Annotated in this window: 15 protein-coding genes; 11 read left to right on the top strand and 4 right to left on the bottom strand. The window is 46.5% G+C overall.

Features of this window, described 5'->3' with window-relative positions; genetic code table 11:
* Positions 1-31 precede the first annotated feature (31 nt).
* From AB4249_RS17025 to hslR, 4 genes are all read right to left on the bottom strand, one after another.
* Positions 32-2,002 (bottom strand): AsmA family protein, encoded by a 1,971-nt coding sequence (locus AB4249_RS17025; protein ID WP_372104102.1) that lies wholly within the window; start codon positions 2,000-2,002, stop codon positions 32-34.
* Between the two features lie 154 nt (positions 2,003-2,156).
* A complete protein-coding gene (gene pckA / locus AB4249_RS17020; protein ID WP_017062492.1) occupies positions 2,157-3,782 on the bottom strand; it encodes a phosphoenolpyruvate carboxykinase (ATP) in 1,626 nt (541 codons plus the stop codon).
* Positions 3,783-4,131: 349 nt separating this feature from the next.
* Positions 4,132-5,025, bottom strand: a complete 894-nt coding sequence (gene hslO, locus AB4249_RS17015) for an Hsp33 family molecular chaperone HslO (RefSeq protein WP_017063067.1) — start codon at positions 5,023-5,025, stop codon at positions 4,132-4,134.
* An 18-nt stretch (positions 5,026-5,043) separates the two neighbouring features.
* Positions 5,044-5,430 carry a ribosome-associated heat shock protein Hsp15 gene (hslR, locus tag AB4249_RS17010; RefSeq protein WP_017067336.1) on the bottom strand — a complete coding sequence of 129 codons (387 nt, stop codon included), beginning with the start codon at positions 5,428-5,430 and terminating at the stop codon, positions 5,044-5,046.
* Positions 5,431-5,760: 330 nt separating this feature from the next.
* On the opposite strand from hslR, the gene gspC reads away from it, so the two are divergent.
* From gspC to AB4249_RS16955, 11 genes are all read left to right on the top strand, one after another.
* Complete coding sequence (gene gspC, locus AB4249_RS17005; protein ID WP_136979216.1) at positions 5,761-6,642, top strand: type II secretion system protein GspC; 882 nt, start codon at positions 5,761-5,763, stop codon at positions 6,640-6,642.
* A gap of 41 nt (positions 6,643-6,683) precedes the next feature.
* Positions 6,684-8,708 (top strand): type II secretion system secretin GspD, encoded by a 2,025-nt coding sequence (gspD, locus tag AB4249_RS17000; RefSeq protein ID WP_102332599.1) that lies wholly within the window; start codon positions 6,684-6,686, stop codon positions 8,706-8,708.
* Entirely contained in the window at positions 8,708-10,210 is a 1,503-nt protein-coding gene (gene gspE, locus AB4249_RS16995; RefSeq protein WP_065585034.1) for a type II secretion system ATPase GspE, read from the top strand. Before gspD ends, gspE begins: the two co-directional genes overlap by 1 nt.
* Before the next feature lies 1 nt (position 10,211).
* Positions 10,212-11,432, top strand: coding sequence for a type II secretion system inner membrane protein GspF (gene gspF, locus AB4249_RS16990; protein ID WP_102320993.1), 1,221 nt, complete (start codon positions 10,212-10,214; stop codon positions 11,430-11,432).
* A gap of 88 nt (positions 11,433-11,520) precedes the next feature.
* Positions 11,521-11,964, top strand: coding sequence for a type II secretion system major pseudopilin GspG (gene gspG / locus AB4249_RS16985; protein ID WP_017062485.1), 444 nt, complete (start codon positions 11,521-11,523; stop codon positions 11,962-11,964).
* A 78-nt stretch (positions 11,965-12,042) separates the two neighbouring features.
* Complete coding sequence (gene gspH / locus AB4249_RS16980) at positions 12,043-12,636, top strand: type II secretion system minor pseudopilin GspH (protein ID WP_017062484.1); 594 nt, start codon at positions 12,043-12,045, stop codon at positions 12,634-12,636.
* Positions 12,623-13,018: a type II secretion system minor pseudopilin GspI gene (gspI, locus tag AB4249_RS16975; protein ID WP_017062483.1), complete on the top strand. Its 396-nt coding sequence runs from the start codon at positions 12,623-12,625 to the stop codon at positions 13,016-13,018. The genes gspH and gspI overlap by 14 nt, the downstream gene beginning before the upstream one ends.
* Positions 13,005-13,772 (top strand): type II secretion system minor pseudopilin GspJ, encoded by a 768-nt coding sequence (gene gspJ / locus AB4249_RS16970; RefSeq protein WP_017063073.1) that lies wholly within the window; start codon positions 13,005-13,007, stop codon positions 13,770-13,772. Before gspI ends, gspJ begins: the two co-directional genes overlap by 14 nt.
* The gene (gspK, locus tag AB4249_RS16965) at positions 13,756-14,805 is read left to right on the top strand and encodes a type II secretion system minor pseudopilin GspK (protein ID WP_017062481.1); all 1,050 of its coding nucleotides are present in this window, start codon (positions 13,756-13,758) and stop codon (positions 14,803-14,805) included. Before gspJ ends, gspK begins: the two co-directional genes overlap by 17 nt.
* Complete coding sequence (gspL, locus tag AB4249_RS16960; RefSeq protein ID WP_102332601.1) at positions 14,774-16,003, top strand: type II secretion system protein GspL; 1,230 nt, start codon at positions 14,774-14,776, stop codon at positions 16,001-16,003. Before gspK ends, gspL begins: the two co-directional genes overlap by 32 nt.
* 20 nt (positions 16,004-16,023) lie before the next feature.
* On the top strand, positions 16,024-16,512 hold the full coding sequence (locus tag AB4249_RS16955; protein WP_102332602.1) for a type II secretion system protein M: 489 nt from the start codon (positions 16,024-16,026) through the stop codon (positions 16,510-16,512).

Raw genomic sequence — 16,512 nt, 5'->3', positions numbered from 1 at the left:
GCTAACAGATACAGATTAAAGATACAAGGCGCTACTCCTGTGGAGTGGCGTTTTTTTGTTGGCAGTCGTTAATCTCCGAATACTCAGCTTGGGTGAGCTTTCCTGAGATTTGATGACATGGGTCCGATAGGGTAATCGAGAGGGTGTGTTGCTCGGCTTTAAGCAAGTCGAGTTCTCCAGAAGCCTCGCCATTGAGCGTTTGAACCCTTTGTTCGCCTTGCTCTGCTGCTGACGCACCAATAATGTGCATCGGTTCGAGAGTGAAGCGCCCACGGTCAAAATGCGCATTAAGCTCTGGAATTTCAAACACGTTATCAGTCGATGTTTCAGAAAGCTTGTCATTAAAGGTCATCACACCCTGGCGAACGCTGCCAGTGAGTTGCCCTGTGGTTGAGTAACCGAGCATCAGTGAGTCGCCATATAAACCTGCGGCTTGAAATTCAAACTCGCCATAGCCGGTTGCATCGAGTGGTAATTCAAGTCGCTGCAGCATAGGCGCAATGGGTAACCCATCGGCAGAAATATCTAAGCTCCATGGCTTGCTGATTTGGTTAAAATCGAGCGTTGCATTGGCTTCAATGTAGCCATTCCTGAGTGGTGCAAACAGACGAGTCAGCGTCCATTTTCCTTGTTCGCTATTCATCTCAACCACAGGCTGTGCGCTGAGAATATTTTGGTAGCTGGCATCATTGGCGCTCGCCATCAGCTTCCCTTGCCACAAGCCCAGTTTTCTATCTTGCAGCAGTTGAACTTGATGCCCCTCGACATGTAATCCAGAGACCTGCCAGTAAGGCGTTTGTGCTAGTTGGATAAGTTGGCTGCGTTCTATATTAAGTCGGTTAATCTCGACGTTCTGGAGCTGTGTGAGCCAAGGCAATAGGCGAGCGGCCGGTAGAGGGCTATCTTGGTTTTCGGTAATCCACTTGATGCCTTGCAGGTCGAGCTGCGCCAATTGAATGCTGCTAGGGGCTACTTCGCCATTGAGCTGAACAGTGCCCTGCAGGAATTGAGTATAGAAATCCTCAATCAGAATCCGGTTTGCTTCTAGGTTGAGCTTGAGGCTTGGCTCGATGAACATGTCATCATCAATGGTCACTCCTTCTGCCTGTAGAGAAAAAATGGCTTTCTGTTGTTTCCAGATTTCAAAAGGCAGTTGGATATTTTCTAATGAGGCATCAAAGGCAGCGAGGTGGCCATCTTGCCACTCTACGTCGCTACGCAGAATATCTAAGCTATTGATGTGATTAATCTTAATGCCTGCAACATCCCACTCTTTGCTTAGTAGGTTTTGGGTCTGTTTCTGATTGAGTCGTAAGCCATCGACGGTCACATTCACCAACGACCAATCTTGTTGATATTGTTCAGCTTGCCCAGAAATCTTGGCGCCACGCCAGTCAAACGAAGCACCATAAAGGGTGCTGTCGCTAGGTTTTAAGTCTAGGTCAATCAACAGATTATCGAATGCCTCACCTTGCCAATACAGTTGTGAGGCAGAGAGTTGGGTTTTTCCATAAGGTAGCAGCGAGTTATCGTTGTTCCACGTTGGGGCGGAGATCTGTAGGTCGATGCCTCGCGCATTAAACTCTGGCGTCGAAAAGTCGAGATTGTTGATGGCCAGCTGGTGGAGCTTGATGTGTGGCTGGGTAAATAAAGATGTCAGTGTTTTTAGATCGTCTGCCTCTAATTGTAGGCCGCTGATCAAAACAGATTCAAAGACCAGTTTGGCCTCTGTCATCGAGCTGGGGCTGAACCAAAGATCGATCTTGTCGATATACAGAGGTGTTTGCTTTTCTGGTTGGCTTTGGGTAATGCCCATTAAGGTGATGTGATAAGGCGCCTGATACTCAACATCTTCAATGAATACAGGTTGTTCAATCGTATGTTTGATAAAAAAGTTGGCAACATCCGCACGGTATTGGGTCTGCAGGCTTAATAGCAGCGCTGCGATAGTTGCAACGGCGATAGCCAACACAATGCCGAACACCATGAATACCTTTTTCATTCCCTGAAAGCCTTAAATTTCAATAGTCTTAAAACAGAGTGGAACAAAAAGGGTCAAGCATCAACAAAAAAGCCCCTCAAAAGAGGGGCTTGCTACAAAAATATCATTTTAAATTGGGCGTTTGCTTTTGGCTAAGCCCGAGCAGATGGTTGGATTAGTCCAGTTGAGGACCAGCTGCAACCAGTGACTTACCTTCAGCGTTGTCTGTGTACTTATCAAAGTTGTTGATGAAGCGCTCGGCTAGATCTTTCGCTTTGCTTTCCCATTGTAGAGGGTCAGTGTACGTATCGCGTGGGTCAAGGATCGCTGGGTCAACATCGTGCAGCGCTAGTGGCACTTCTAGGTTAAACATAGGGATAACCTTAGTTTCAGCGTTGTCGATTGAGCCATCTAGGATAGCGTCGATGATGCCTCGCGTATCTTGGATAGAGATACGTTTACCAGTACCGTTCCAACCTGTGTTCACTAGGTAAGCTTCAGCGCCAGCTGCTTCCATACGCTTCACAAGCACTTCAGCGTACTGAGTTGGGTGGAGAGTTAAGAATGCCGCACCAAATGCAGCAGAGAACGTTGGCGTTGGCTCAGTAATACCACGCTCAGTGCCCGCTAGTTTTGCAGTGAAGCCAGATAGGAAGTGGTACTTCGTTTGCTCTGGAGTCAGTTTAGAAACGGGTGGCAGTACACCGAATGCATCAGCAGTCAGGAAGATAACCTTTTGAGCGTGACCGGCTTTTGATACTGGTTTAACGATGTTATCGATGTGGTGAATCGGGTAAGAAACACGAGTGTTCTCAGTTTTTGAACCGTCATCAAAATCGATAGAACCATCACCACGAACTGTTACGTTTTCTAGTAGTGCATCACGACGGATTGCATTGTAGATTTCAGGTTCTGCTTCTTTAGATAGACGAATCGTCTTCGCGTAACAACCACCTTCGAAGTTGAAGATACCATCGTCATCCCAACCGTGCTCATCATCACCGATTAGCTCACGCTTAGGATCGGTTGAAAGCGTAGTTTTACCTGTACCAGATAGACCGAAGAAGATGGCTACATCGCCTTTCTCGCCGACGTTTGCACTACAGTGCATTGAAGCAATGCCTTGCAGAGGAAGCAGGTAGTTCATCATTGCGAACATGCCTTTCTTCATCTCACCGCCGTACCAAGTACCACCGATGATTTGAACGCGCTCTGTTAGGTTGAAAGCAACGAAGTTTTCAGAGTTTAGACCCTGCTTTTCCCAGTTAGGGTTAGTTGTTTTAGCACCGTTCATTACCACGAAATCAGGTTCGAACGTTGCTAGCTCTTCGTCAGTTGGACGAATGAACATGTTCTTAACGAAGTGCGCTTGCCACGCTACTTCAGTGATAATACGCACGCTTAAGCGCGTATCAGGGTTAGCACCACAATAACCGTCGATGACAAACAGGCGCTTGCCAGATAGCTGAGTTGTCACAAGCTCTTTCAGCTCATTCCATACTTCAGTTGTAATCGGTTTGTTGTCATTTTTGCCTTGATCTGACCACCACATGGTATCGCGGGTCGTGTCATCTTTAACAATGTACTTATCTTTTGGTGAGCGGCCAGTAAAGATACCAGTGTCTACCGCAACAGAGCCTAGTTCCGTTACTACGCCTTTTTCGTAGCCTTCCAAACCTGGCAGTGTTTCTTCAACGAATAACTGCTCGTAGCTAGGATTACGAAGAACTTCAGTAACGCCAGTCAGTCCGTGCTTAGTTAGATCAATTTGTGCAGCCTTTGTATGTTCCATAACGGTCATAGGTGCTCCTTGTAGGATATTTTGTAGGATATTTTGTAGGGATTTTGTATTAATTTTTTATTGTTATCTGCTCACCATGCTAGCAACGAGACTCGGGGGAAACAGGGATATAGCTCAAAAAATATCCATATTAGCCATGGGGTTTTAAGCGTCTCGTCACATATTGGCCCGACTAGTCTATCCTGTACGCAAACCTTTGCGCTAGGGGCGAGAACATTATTAATTGATTAAAATTAAGCGGTGATTTTATTACGAGATGTTACGGAGTTTGCGCTATTTTGATCACAAAAAAGGCCAGCTGAGGGCTGACCTTTTTGGGGTAAATTACGTGTTTTTGGTACGCCGTAAATTAATGAACCGTATTGCTGCCTTTATCTGCTGCTTCTGCGTACAGTGCATCAACATCATTCTTGTCGAACGAGTAGTTTGTGCCACAGTAATCGCAGTGTAGACCAACGCTTCCTTCGGTGCTTAGGATGTCGTAGATCTCTTCTTGAGCAACAGTAATGATTGCTGCTGCACTTCGATCGCGTGAACAGCCACAGAAGAACTCAACCGGTTGTGGTGTGAATAGCTGTACTTTCTCTTGGTTGTACAAACGGTAAAGCAGTTCGTTCGCTTCTAGAGTGAATAGCTCTTCGTTTTTCACGGTGTCTGTTAGTTGCTCTAGGTGCTCGAAGTCGTCTGGAGTACCGGTGCCGTCAGGCATTACTTGTAGCAACATACCTGCAGCGTGTGCTTTGCCTTCATGCTCGCCAGTGCGCAGCCATAGACGAGTCTTAAGCTGTTCAGAGTTAGCGAAGTAGCCTTCAAGCACTTGTGCAAGCGTGTCACCTTCAAGACCAACGATACCTTGGTAACGCTCACCTTTCTTAGGATCGATAGTGATCACTAGATGACCTTTACCCATTAGGGCGTGTAGACCTGCGTCGTCTGCGATATCGCCTTCAAAGCGAGCAACACCACGGATCTTCTGATCGTGATCGCCATTGATAACTGCTAGAGATACTGGGCCGTCACCTTGCAGCTGCATCGTGATAGAACCTTCAAACTTTAGGGTCGCCGTTAGTAGCGTCGTTGAAACCAGTAGCTCACCCAACAGCTTTTGTACTGGAGCTGGGTATTCCTTGCTAGAAATAATCTGTTGGTACGCTTCGTCCATCTGTACCAATTCACCACGTACTGATAGGTCTTCAAATAGGTAGCGATTTAAAACATTACTTGTAGACATTGGGTCTGCCATTTGGCTATTCCTTCTAGCTTATTGAGTCTTGAACTTGATGATGTCACGACGTTGCTTTTTATCTGGGCGACGTTCTGGTGCTGGGCTATGAGCATTTAGCTTGCGCTGTTGTGCAAACTCTTCTCTTTTTGCCAAGCTTTCGGTGGTTTCTTCATAGAGGGTTTGAGCGATCGGGGCTCCACCACGATGGGCTGAGATTTTCTCGATCGTTACCGTCTTTTCTTCATTACCTTGGCGCAGTGTAATCACAGCCCCAAGTTCGACAATTTTACTTGGCTTGCTGCGCTGACCATTATAGTGGACTTTGCCACCATCGACCATGTTGCGAGCAATAGACCGGGTTTTGTAAAAACGAGCTGCCCACAACCATTTATCGAGTCTGACAGCTTCATTAGTCGTTTTCATATAGGACAGTGCCTTTTCAGTTAGAAATGAATGCGGTTTAACTGTAACGAACAGTGCGCAACATGTTTTTGATGATGCTTATCACATTAAGTAGAAGCTTAAAGTGGAGGCGGTTGGCATTTTTTTCAAGTCATAATACAAAATAGCCATGTTATGCCGATTTATCGATTTGCTATGATATAGTTCAGGATCTTATTGCTTAAATAAGCTTGGTATCGAACGAATGAATAAAAAAGCTGAAAGTTTAATGATTTGCAGCGTTTGTCGTCATGAAAAGGGACTAGGAAAGTGAACTTTTTAGAGCTCAAAAATCGCGTAGGGAATTCTCCTATGTTGAGCCGCTTATTAGAGAATGGATTTGTACTTCAGCAGAAACTAAGCTTAGCGACCTGTTGTGTATTGATTGCAGCTTCCGCATGGATCTTAGGGCAGCTTGCATGGTTTATCGAACCTGCTGAGCAAACTATCGCGCCTTGGACAGCAACGGCTTCATCGTCTTCAGCACCTCAATCGACCCTTGATATCTCTTCTTTGCAGCAGAGCAACATGTTTGGTGCTTACAACCCAAGCACGCCCGCTGTGGTTGAACAGCAAGTTATCCAAGATGCGCCTAAGACGCGATTAAACCTCGTTTTAGTGGGTGCAGTCGCGAGCTCGAATCCAAAACTGAGCTTAGCGGTGATCGCCAATCGCGGCACGCAAGCGACCTACGGAATTAATGAAGAGATTGAAGGCACTCGAGCCAAGTTAAAAGCGGTATTAATCGACCGCGTTATCATTGATAACTCAGGACGAGACGAAACCTTGATGCTTGAAGGTATTGAGTACAAGCGTTTAGCGGTATCAGCACCTGCGCCACCTCGTACCACTTCTTCTGTTCGTGGCAATAACCCCGCTTCCGAAGAAGAGAAGCTAGACGAAATTAAAGCGAAGATAATGCAAGATCCACAACAAATCTTCCAATATGTTCGACTGTCTCAGGTGAAGCGTGACGATAAAGTGATTGGTTATCGTGTGAGCCCTGGCAAAGATTCAGAACTTTTTAACTCTGTTGGGCTCCAAAACGGAGATATTGCTACTCAGTTAAATGGGCAAGACCTGACAGACCCCGCAGCGATGGGCAACATATTCCGTTCTATCTCAGAGCTGACAGAGCTAAACCTCGTCGTCGAGAGAGATGGTCAACAACATGAAGTGTTTATTGAATTTTAAAACTTTGCGTCTAACGAAGGACGAAAGTGTAGGAGAAGTACGTGAAGCATTGGTTTAAGAAAAGTGCATGGTTATTGGCAGGAAGCTTAATCTGCACACCCGCAGCCATCGCGAGTGATTTTAGTGCCAGCTTTAAAGGCACTGATATTCAAGAGTTTATTAATATTGTTGGTCGTAACCTAGAGAAGACGATCATCGTTGACCCTTCGGTGCGCGGAAAAATCGATGTACGCAGCTACGACGTACTCAATGAAGAGCAATATTACAGCTTCTTCCTAAACGTATTGGAAGTGTATGGCTACGCGGTTGTCGAAATGGACTCAGGTGTTCTTAAGATCATCAAGGCCAAAGATTCGAAAACATCGGCAATTCCAGTCGTTGGAGACAGTGACACGATCAAAGGCGACAATGTGGTGACACGTGTTGTGACGGTTCGTAATGTCTCGGTACGTGAACTTTCTCCTCTGCTTCGTCAACTAAACGACAATGCAGGCGCGGGTAACGTTGTGCACTACGACCCAGCCAACATCATCCTTATTACAGGCCGAGCGGCGGTAGTAAACCGTTTAGCTGAAATCATCAAGCGTGTTGACCAAGCGGGTGATAAAGAGATTGAAGTCGTTGAGCTAAAGAATGCTTCTGCGGCAGAAATGGTACGTATCGTTGATGCGTTAAGCAAAACCACTGATGCGAAAAACACACCTGCATTTCTACAACCTAAATTAGTTGCCGATGAACGTACCAATGCGATTCTTATCTCAGGTGACCCTAAGGTACGTAGCCGTTTAAGAAGGTTGATTGAACAGCTTGATGTGGAAATGGCAACCAAGGGCAACAACCAAGTAATTTACCTTAAATACGCCAAAGCAGAAGATTTAGTCGATGTGCTGAAAGGCGTGTCGGACAACCTGCAATCAGAAAAGCAATCTTCAACCAAAGGCAGCTCATCGCAACGTAACCAAGTGATGATCTCCGCTCACAGTGATACCAACTCGTTGGTGATTACCGCACAACCGGACATCATGAATGCGCTTCAAGATGTGATCGCACAGTTGGATATTCGTCGTGCTCAAGTATTGATTGAAGCCCTAATTGTCGAGATGGCAGAGGGTGATGGCATTAACCTTGGTGTGCAATGGGGTAACCTTGATACTGGTGCTGTGATTCAGTATGGCAACACAGGTGCGTCAATCGGTGGCGTAATGGTTGGTTTAGAAGAAGCGAAAGACACTGAAACGACCACCGCAGTCTATGATGATAATGGCGCCTTTTTGCGTAATGAAACGACCACAGAATCCGGTGACTACTCAACGTTAGCTTCTGCTCTTTCTGGCGTTAATGGCGCGGCAATGAGCGTAGTGATGGGTGACTGGACTGCCTTGATCAGTGCAGTAGCGACCGATTCAAATTCAAATATCCTATCTTCTCCAAGTATCACCGTGATGGATAACGGCGAAGCGTCGTTCATTGTGGGCGAAGAGGTGCCTGTTTTAACTGGCTCGACCGCAGGCTCAAGTAACGATAACCCATTCCAAACGGTTGAACGTAAAGAAGTGGGTATCAAGCTAAAAGTCGTGCCACAAATCAATGAAGGTGACTCAGTTCAGCTGCAAATAGAACAAGAAGTATCGAACGTATTAGGCGCAAACGGGGCAGTAGATGTTCGTTTTGCTAAGCGTCAGCTAAATACGTCAGTGATTGTTCAAGACGGTCAAATGCTGGTGCTGGGTGGCTTGATTGACGAGCGAGCGCTGGAAAGTGAATCTAAGGTGCCGTTCTTGGGCGATATCCCTGTTCTAGGACACCTGTTCAAATCAACCAGTACTCAGGTTGAGAAAAAGAACCTAATGGTCTTCATCAAACCAACCATTATTCGTGATGGTATGACAGCCGATGGTATCACGCAGCGTAAATACAACTTCATCCGTGCTGAGCAGTTGTACAAGGCTGAGCAAGGACTGAAATTAATGGCAGACGATAACATCCCGGTATTGCCTAAATTTGGCGAAAGCATGAATTACCCGGCTGAACTTCAAGCCTTCATTGATCAGATGGAAACAGAATAATGGCTGAATTGGTAGGGGCGGCACGTACTTATCAGCGCTTGCCGTTTAGCTTTGCGAATCGCTATAAGATGGTGTTGGAGTATCAACATCCAGAGCGCGCACCGATACTTTATTATGTTGAGCCACTGAAATCGGCGGCGATCATTGAAGTGAGTCGTGTTGTGAAAAATGGTTTCACGCCACAAGCGATTACTCTCGATGAGTTTGATAAAAAACTGACCGATGCTTATCAGCGTGACTCGTCGGAAGCTCGTCAGCTCATGGAAGACATTGGTGCTGATAGTGATGATTTCTTCTCACTAGCGGAAGAACTGCCTCAAGACGAAGACTTACTTGAATCAGAAGATGATGCACCAATCATCAAGTTAATCAATGCGATGCTGGGTGAGGCGATCAAAGAGGGTGCTTCGGATATACACATCGAAACCTTTGAAAAGTCACTTTGTATCCGTTTCCGAGTTGATGGTGTGCTGCGTGATGTTCTAGCGCCAAGCCGTAAACTGGCTCCGCTGCTCGTGTCACGTGTAAAGGTTATGGCTAAATTGGATATTGCGGAAAAACGCGTGCCACAAGATGGTCGTATTTCTTTGCGTATTGGTGGCCGAGCGGTTGATGTTCGTGTTTCAACCATGCCTTCTTCGCACGGTGAGCGTGTGGTAATGCGTCTGTTGGACAAAAACGCCACTCGTCTAGACTTGCACAGTTTAGGTATGACAGCAGAAAACCATGAAAACTTCCGTAAGCTGATTCAGCGCCCACATGGCATTATCTTGGTGACTGGCCCGACAGGCTCAGGTAAATCAACGACCTTGTACGCTGGCCTGCAAGAGCTTAACAGCAACGAACGCAACATCCTTACCGTTGAAGACCCAATTGAATTTGATATTGATGGCATTGGTCAAACACAAGTGAACCCTAAGGTTGATATGACCTTTGCGCGTGGTTTACGTGCCATTCTTCGTCAAGATCCTGATGTGGTCATGATTGGTGAGATCCGTGATTTGGAAACCGCAGAGATCGCTGTTCAAGCCTCTTTGACCGGTCACTTAGTGATGTCGACCCTTCACACCAATACGGCAATCGGTGCAATTACGCGTCTGCGTGATATGGGCATCGAACCCTTCTTGATCTCTTCTTCGCTGCTGGGTGTTTTGGCTCAGCGCTTGGTTCGCACCCTGTGTAACGACTGTAAAGAACCTTACGAAGCGGATAAAGAACAGAAAAAACTGTTTGGGTTGAAGAAGAAAGACAGCCTAACGCTTTACCATGCCAAAGGGTGTGAAAGCTGCAGTCACAAAGGCTATCGAGGCCGTACTGGTATTCATGAGCTATTGATGATTGACGATTCGGTACAAGAGCTGATTCACAGTGAAGCTGGCGAACAGGCAATTGAGAAAGCAATTCGTGGCACAACACCAAGTATTCGAGATGATGGCTTGAGCAAAGTTCTGAAAGGGGTAACGTCCCTAGAAGAAGTGATGCGCGTGACCAAGGAAGTCTAGTATGGCGGCATTTGAATACAAAGCACTGGATGCCAAGGGTAAGAGCAAAAAGGGCTCGATTGAAGCGGATAACGCTCGTCAGGCTCGCCAGCGCTTAAAAGAACAAGGCTTGATGCCGGTTGAGATGACCGAAGCTAAAGCTAAAACGACGAAAGGTGCACAGCCTTCGACCAGCTTTAAGCGTGGTATCAGCACGCCAGACCTTGCTTTGATTACTCGCCAAATTTCCACCTTGGTGCAATCAGGCATGCCGCTAGAAGAGTGCTTGAAAGCCGTGGCGGAGCAATCTGAAAAGCCACGTATTCGAACCATGTTACTGGCGGTTCGTTCGAAGGTAACGGAAGGTTATTCGCTAGCCGATAGCTTGGCTGATTACCCACATATCTTTGATGAACTGTTTAGAGCCATGGTCGCGGCTGGTGAGAAATCGGGTCACTTAGATGCGGTATTGGAGCGACTGGCTGATTACGCAGAAAACCGTCAGAAGATGCGCTCTAAGTTGCTGCAAGCGATGATCTACCCTGTGGTGCTGGTGGTGTTTGCGGTGACGATTGTTTCGTTCCTGCTGGCAACCGTGGTACCTAAGATCGTTGAACCGATTATCCAAATGGGCCAAGAACTTCCTCAATCGACACAATTTTTATTGGCATCGAGTGAATTTATCCAGAATTGGGGCATCCAATTACTGTTGTTGATCATCGGTGTGATTGTGTTGATTAAGACCGCTCTGAAAAAGCCGGGTGTTCGCATGAGTTGGGATCGCAAGCTATTAAGCATTCCACTGATCGGCAAGATCGCGAAAGGAATTAATACCTCTCGTTTTGCACGAACACTCTCTATCTGTACCTCGAGTGCGATTCCTATCCTTGAGGGGATGAAGGTTGCGGTTGATGTAATGTCGAATCACCATGTGAAGCAACAAGTACTGCAGGCGTCAGACAGTGTTAGAGAAGGGGCAAGCCTGCGTAAAGCGCTCGATCAAACCAAACTCTTCCCTCCAATGATGCTGCATATGATCGCCAGTGGTGAGCAGAGTGGTCAGTTGGAACAGATGCTGACAAGAGCGGCGGACAACCAAGACCAAAGCTTTGAATCTACCGTGAATATCGCATTAGGTATCTTTACGCCAGCACTTATCGCTTTGATGGCAGGCTTAGTACTGTTCATTGTGATGGCGACTCTGATGCCGATGCTTGAAATGAATAATTTGATGAGCGGCTAACCTACCGCTTATAAGACGTTAGTTTTTGGATTAACGAGAAGAAGGACATTATTACCTTCAACTCGCTGTCTGTAATTTGGAGAAAATAATGAAAAACAGAATGAAGAAACAATCAGGCTTTACTCTACTCGAGGTGATGGTTGTTGTGGTTATCCTTGGCGTATTGGCGAGCTTTGTTGTACCTAACCTATTGGGTAATAAAGAGAAGGCAGACCAACAAAAAGCCATCACTGATATCGTGGCGTTAGAGAACGCGCTAGATATGTACAAACTGGATAACAGCGTTTACCCAACAACGGATCAAGGTCTTGATGCATTGGTTTCTAAGCCAAGCAGCCCAGAGCCTCGTAACTACCGCGACGGTGGCTACATCAAGCGTCTGCCAAACGACCCATGGGGTAACGAGTACCAATACCTAAGCCCTGGTGATAACGGCACTATTGATATTTTCACTCTTGGTGCTGATGGCCAAGAAGGTGGTGAAGGTATTGCTGCGGATATCGGCAACTGGAACATGCAGGATTTCCAATAAGCTTCAGCTTATTGTTTGATTCGTTATTGATGCTTGATACGTTATTGATGGTAGGACGTAAACAGATGGAGTCTAAAGGTGAAAACTAAGCAAACACAGCCAGGTTTCACCTTAATTGAGATTCTTTTGGTGTTGGTATTACTGTCAGTAACGGCGGTCGCGGTGATCGCGACCATTCCTACCAATAGCAAAGATGTTGCTAAAAAATACGCTCAAAGCTTTTATCAGCGAGTTCAATTACTCAATGAAGAGGCTATTTTGAGTGGTTTGGATTTTGGCGTTCGTGTTGATGAAAAGAAATCGACCTATGTACTGATGGCGCTTAAGTCCGAAGGCTGGCAAGAAGTCGATTTTGAAAAAATCCCCTCTTTAACTGAACTACCGGAAGAACTCGCATTGTCACTGACCTTAGGTGGTGGCGCATGGGAAGACGATGATCGGTTGTTCAACCCAGGAAGCTTGTTTGATGAAGATATGTTTGCTGATCTTGAAGAGGAAAAGAAGCCGAAACCACCACAGATCTACATCTTGTCGAGTGCTGAAATGACGCCATTTGTATTGTCGTTTTATCCAAATACCGGAGACACCATACAAGATGGTTGGCGTATTCGAGTATTGGACAATGGTGTGATTCGACTGCTAGAACCGGGAGAAGAAGATGAAGAGGAATAACCGTTCTCCTTATCGTTTTCGTGGTATGCCCCTTGGTTCTCGAGGAATGACGCTGCTTGAGGTATTGGTTGCGCTCGCTATCTTTGCGACTGCGGCGATCAGTGTGATTCGTGCTGTTACTCAGCACATCAATACCCTCAGTTATCTCGAAGAAAAAACCTTCGCGGCTATGGTCGTTGATAATCAAATGGCTTTGGTGATGCTGCATCCTGAGAAGCTAAAAAAAGCGCAGGGCACACAAGAGTTGGCCGAGAGAGAGTGGTTTTGGAAGGTCACGCCAATCGATACTAGCGATGATTTATTAAAGGCGTTTGATGTGAGTGTGGCAACCAGTAAACAAGCTTCTCCAGTGGTCACGGTGCGCAGCTATGTGGTCAAGTAAAAGCGTGTCGTTAGCTCAGAGCAAGTCGCTAAGTAAGAGCATGTCCGCCAATAAGCGTGTGCCTCGTAAACAAGGACTATCTTCGAAAGGGAGAGGCTTTACCTTAATTGAGGTTTTGGTCTCGATCGCTATCTTTGCCACGTTAAGCATGGCGGCTTATCAGGTAGTAAATCAGGTTCAGCGCAGCAACGAGCTTTCAATCGAGCGCAGTGCTCGTTTAAATCAACTGCAACGTAGCTTAGTCATTTTAGATAATGATTTTCGCCAGATGGCGGTGCGACAATTTCGTACCAACGGTGAAGAAGCATCATCTAAGCTGATCTTAATTAAAGAGTATTTACTGGATTCCGACAGCGTTGGCATCATGTTTACTCGCCTTGGCTGGCATAACCCACAGCAGCAGTTTCCTCGCGGAGAAGTCACCAAAGTGGGTTACCGCATTAAAGAAGAAACGCTTGAGCGTGTGTGGTGGCGCTACCCCGATACTCCTGCAGGACAAGAAGGTGTGATTACGCCTTTGCTTGATGATGTTGAAAGCTTGGAATTCGAGTTTTATGACGGAAGCCGCTGGGGGAAAGAGTGGCAAGCCGACAAATCGCTACCGAAAGCGGTAAGGTTAAAGCTAACCTTGAAAGATTATGGTGAGATAGAGCGTATTTATCTCACCCCTGGTGGCACGCTAGATCAGGCCGATGATTCTTCAAACAGTGACTCTTCAAGTAGTAATGAGGGGAATAATGACTCATCGAACTAATAAGTTTGCACTGACAAGGTCTGCCATGGGGCGCAAGCAGCGAGGTGTTGCGCTGATCATTATCCTGATGCTACTGGCGATAATGGCAACCATCGCAGGCAGTATGTCGGAACGCCTGTTTACTCAATTTAAGCGCGTGGGCAATCAACTGAATTACCAACAGGCTTACTGGTACAGCATTGGTGTCGAAGCGCTGGTGCAAGACGGCATTAGGCAAAGCTACAAAGACAGTGATACCGTCAACTTGAGTCAACCATGGGCGTTAGAAGAACAGGTATACCCGTTGGATTATGGTCAAGTTAAAGGCCGTATTGTTGATGCTCAGGCATGTTTTAATCTCAATGCGTTGGCTGGTGTGGCGACGACTTCAAGTAACCAAACACCTTATTTAATTACGGTTTGGCAAACCTTGTTGGAAAACCAAGATGTTGAGCCTTATCAGGCCGAGGTTATTGCACATTCAAGCTGGGAATTTGTTGATAGTGATACCCGAACCACCTCTTCAGCTGGTGTAGAAGACAGTACTTATGAGGCGATGAAGCCATCTTATTTGGCAGCGAATGGCTTAATGGCCGATGAGTCCGAGCTACGCTCGGTTTATCAAGTCACTGGTGAGGTGATGAATAAGGTTCGCCCCTTTGTTTGTGCTCTGCCGAGCGACGATTTCCGTTTGAATGTGAATACTCTTACGGAAAAGCAGGCGCCGTTATTGGAAGCGATGTTTGCCCCCGGCTTAAGTGAATCGGATGCCAAACAGCTGATAGACAAACGCCCATTCGATGGTTGGGATACGGTGGATGCGTTTATGGCTGAGCCTGCTATTGTGGGTGTGAGTGCCGAAGTCAGCAAAAAAGCGAAAGCATATTTAACTGTAGATAGCGCCTATTTTGAGCTAGATGCAGAGGTATTAGTTGAGCAGTCACGTGTACGTATACGGACGCTTTTCTATAGTAGTAATCGAGAAACAGTGACGGTAGTACGCCGTCGTTTTGGAGGAATCAGTGAGCGAGTTTCTGACCGTTCGACTGAGTAGCGAACCACAAAGCCCTGTGCAGTGGTTAGTTTGGTCGACAAGCCAACAAGAAGTGATAGCAAGCGGTGAACTGTCTAGCTGGGATCAGCTTGACGAGTTAACGCCTTACGCTGAAAAGCGCAGCTGTATCGCTTTATTGCCGGGAAGTGAATGCTTAATTAAGCGTGTTGAGATCCCGAAAGGTGCTGCTCGCCAGTTCGATTCTATGCTGCCGTTTTTATTAGAAGACGAAGTCGCACAAGATATCGAAGACTTACACCTGACTATTTTAGAGAAAGACGCAACGCACGCGACAGTGTGTGGTGTGGAACGTGATTGGCTTAAGCAGGCGCTGGATACTTTCCGCGAAGCGAACATTATCTTTCGTAAAGTATTGCCTGATACCTTAGCGTTGCCTTTAGAAGATCAAGGCATCAGTGCGCTGCAGATCGACCAACATTGGTTATTGCGTCAAAGCAACTATCAAGCAGTGTCGATCAATGAGGCGTGGCTAGCGATGTTCTTACAAAGCGATTGGGTTGCCTTAGATGACGAAGAGCAATCACCAACGATTTTTAGCTACACCGCACTGCCAAGTGATGACGTTCAACTGCAAAGTGGCATTGAGTGGCAAGCTAAACCTGCTGAACTGGTGATGTCTTTACTGAGCCAACAAGCCATTACAAGTGGCGTAAACTTACTGACTGGCACCTTTAAAACCAAATCTTCATTCAGTAAGTACTGGCGTGTATGGCAAAAAGTAGCGATCGCAGCTTGTTTGCTGGTGGCGGTGATCGTCACTCAGCAAGCCTTAAAGGTTCAGCAGTACGAAGCACAAGCCGAAGCGTACCGAACGGAGAGTGAACGTATCTTTAGAGCGGTGCTGCCTGGTAAACAGCGTATTCCGACGGTCAGCTACCTTAAGCGCCAGATGAACGATGAAGCTAAGAAGTATGGTGGCTCGGGTGATGGTGATTCCTTACTTGGATGGCTAGCGTTACTGCCAGAAACTTTAGGACAAGTGAAAGCCATCGAAGTGAATAGTATTCGCTACGACGGCAACCGCTCAGAGGTGAGATTGGAAGCGAAAAGTACTGACTTCCAATATTTCGAGACTGCGCGAGTGAAACTTGAAGAGAAGTTTACCGTTGAGCAAGGGCCATTGAATCGTAATGGTGATGCCGTATTTGGCAGCTTTACTCTTAAACCCCATCAATAACCTGCGTAAGGAGATCAGTGATGAGAAATATGATTGAGCCACTCCAAGCGTGGTGGACTTCAATAAGTCAAAGAGAGCAACGACTAGTGATTGGTTGCTCAATTCTATTGGTGGTCGGTGTCGTTTATTGGGGGCTAATCCAGCCACTCAGTCAGCGAGCTGAACTTGCGCAGACCCGCATTCAAAGCGAGAAGCAACTACTGGCTTGGGTAACCAATAAAGCCAATGAAGTGGTTGAACTACGAGGCAGTGGCGGCATTAGTGCCAGTCAACCTCTGAATCAATCTGTGCCAGCTTCTATGCGTCGCTTTAATATCGAGCTAATACGCGTGCAACCACGTGGCGAAATGTTGCAAGTGTGGGTAAAACCTGTGCCTTTTAATAAGTTCGTTGACTGGCTAACATACCTGAAAGAAAAACAGGGTGTGGAGGTTGAGTTTATGGACATTGATCGCTCCGATAACCCAGGGGTTATTGAGGTCAACCGACTACAGTTTAAACGAGGTTAA

Origin of the sequence: Vibrio sp. 10N.261.55.F4 (assembly GCF_041470465.1) — a bacterium.
Lineage (GTDB): Bacteria > Pseudomonadota > Gammaproteobacteria > Enterobacterales > Vibrionaceae > Vibrio > Vibrio crassostreae_C.
The sequence above is the reverse complement of the archived record's forward strand: the minus strand, read 5'-3'. Positions and strand labels throughout refer to the sequence as shown.

Excerpts from the sequence above, each read along its gene's own strand:
- AB4249_RS17025 (WP_372104102.1), bottom strand. The coding sequence starts at position 2,002 with ATGAAAAAGGTATTCATGGTGTTCGGCATTGTGTTGGCTATCGCCGTT.
- pckA (WP_017062492.1), bottom strand. The coding sequence starts at position 3,782 with ATGACCGTTATGGAACATACAAAGGCTGCACAAATTGATCTAACTAAG.
- hslO (WP_017063067.1), bottom strand. The coding sequence starts at position 5,025 with ATGGCAGACCCAATGTCTACAAGTAATGTTTTAAATCGCTACCTATTT.
- hslR (WP_017067336.1), bottom strand. The coding sequence starts at position 5,430 with ATGAAAACGACTAATGAAGCTGTCAGACTCGATAAATGGTTGTGGGCA.
- gspC (WP_136979216.1), top strand. The coding sequence starts at position 5,761 with ATGTTGAGCCGCTTATTAGAGAATGGATTTGTACTTCAGCAGAAACTA.
- gspE (WP_065585034.1), top strand. The coding sequence starts at position 8,708 with ATGGCTGAATTGGTAGGGGCGGCACGTACTTATCAGCGCTTGCCGTTT.
- gspF (WP_102320993.1), top strand. The coding sequence starts at position 10,212 with ATGGCGGCATTTGAATACAAAGCACTGGATGCCAAGGGTAAGAGCAAA.
- gspG (WP_017062485.1), top strand. The coding sequence starts at position 11,521 with ATGAAAAACAGAATGAAGAAACAATCAGGCTTTACTCTACTCGAGGTG.
- gspI (WP_017062483.1), top strand. The coding sequence starts at position 12,623 with ATGAAGAGGAATAACCGTTCTCCTTATCGTTTTCGTGGTATGCCCCTT.
- gspJ (WP_017063073.1), top strand. The coding sequence starts at position 13,005 with ATGTGGTCAAGTAAAAGCGTGTCGTTAGCTCAGAGCAAGTCGCTAAGT.
- gspK (WP_017062481.1), top strand. The coding sequence starts at position 13,756 with ATGACTCATCGAACTAATAAGTTTGCACTGACAAGGTCTGCCATGGGG.
- AB4249_RS16955 (WP_102332602.1), top strand. The coding sequence starts at position 16,024 with ATGAGAAATATGATTGAGCCACTCCAAGCGTGGTGGACTTCAATAAGT.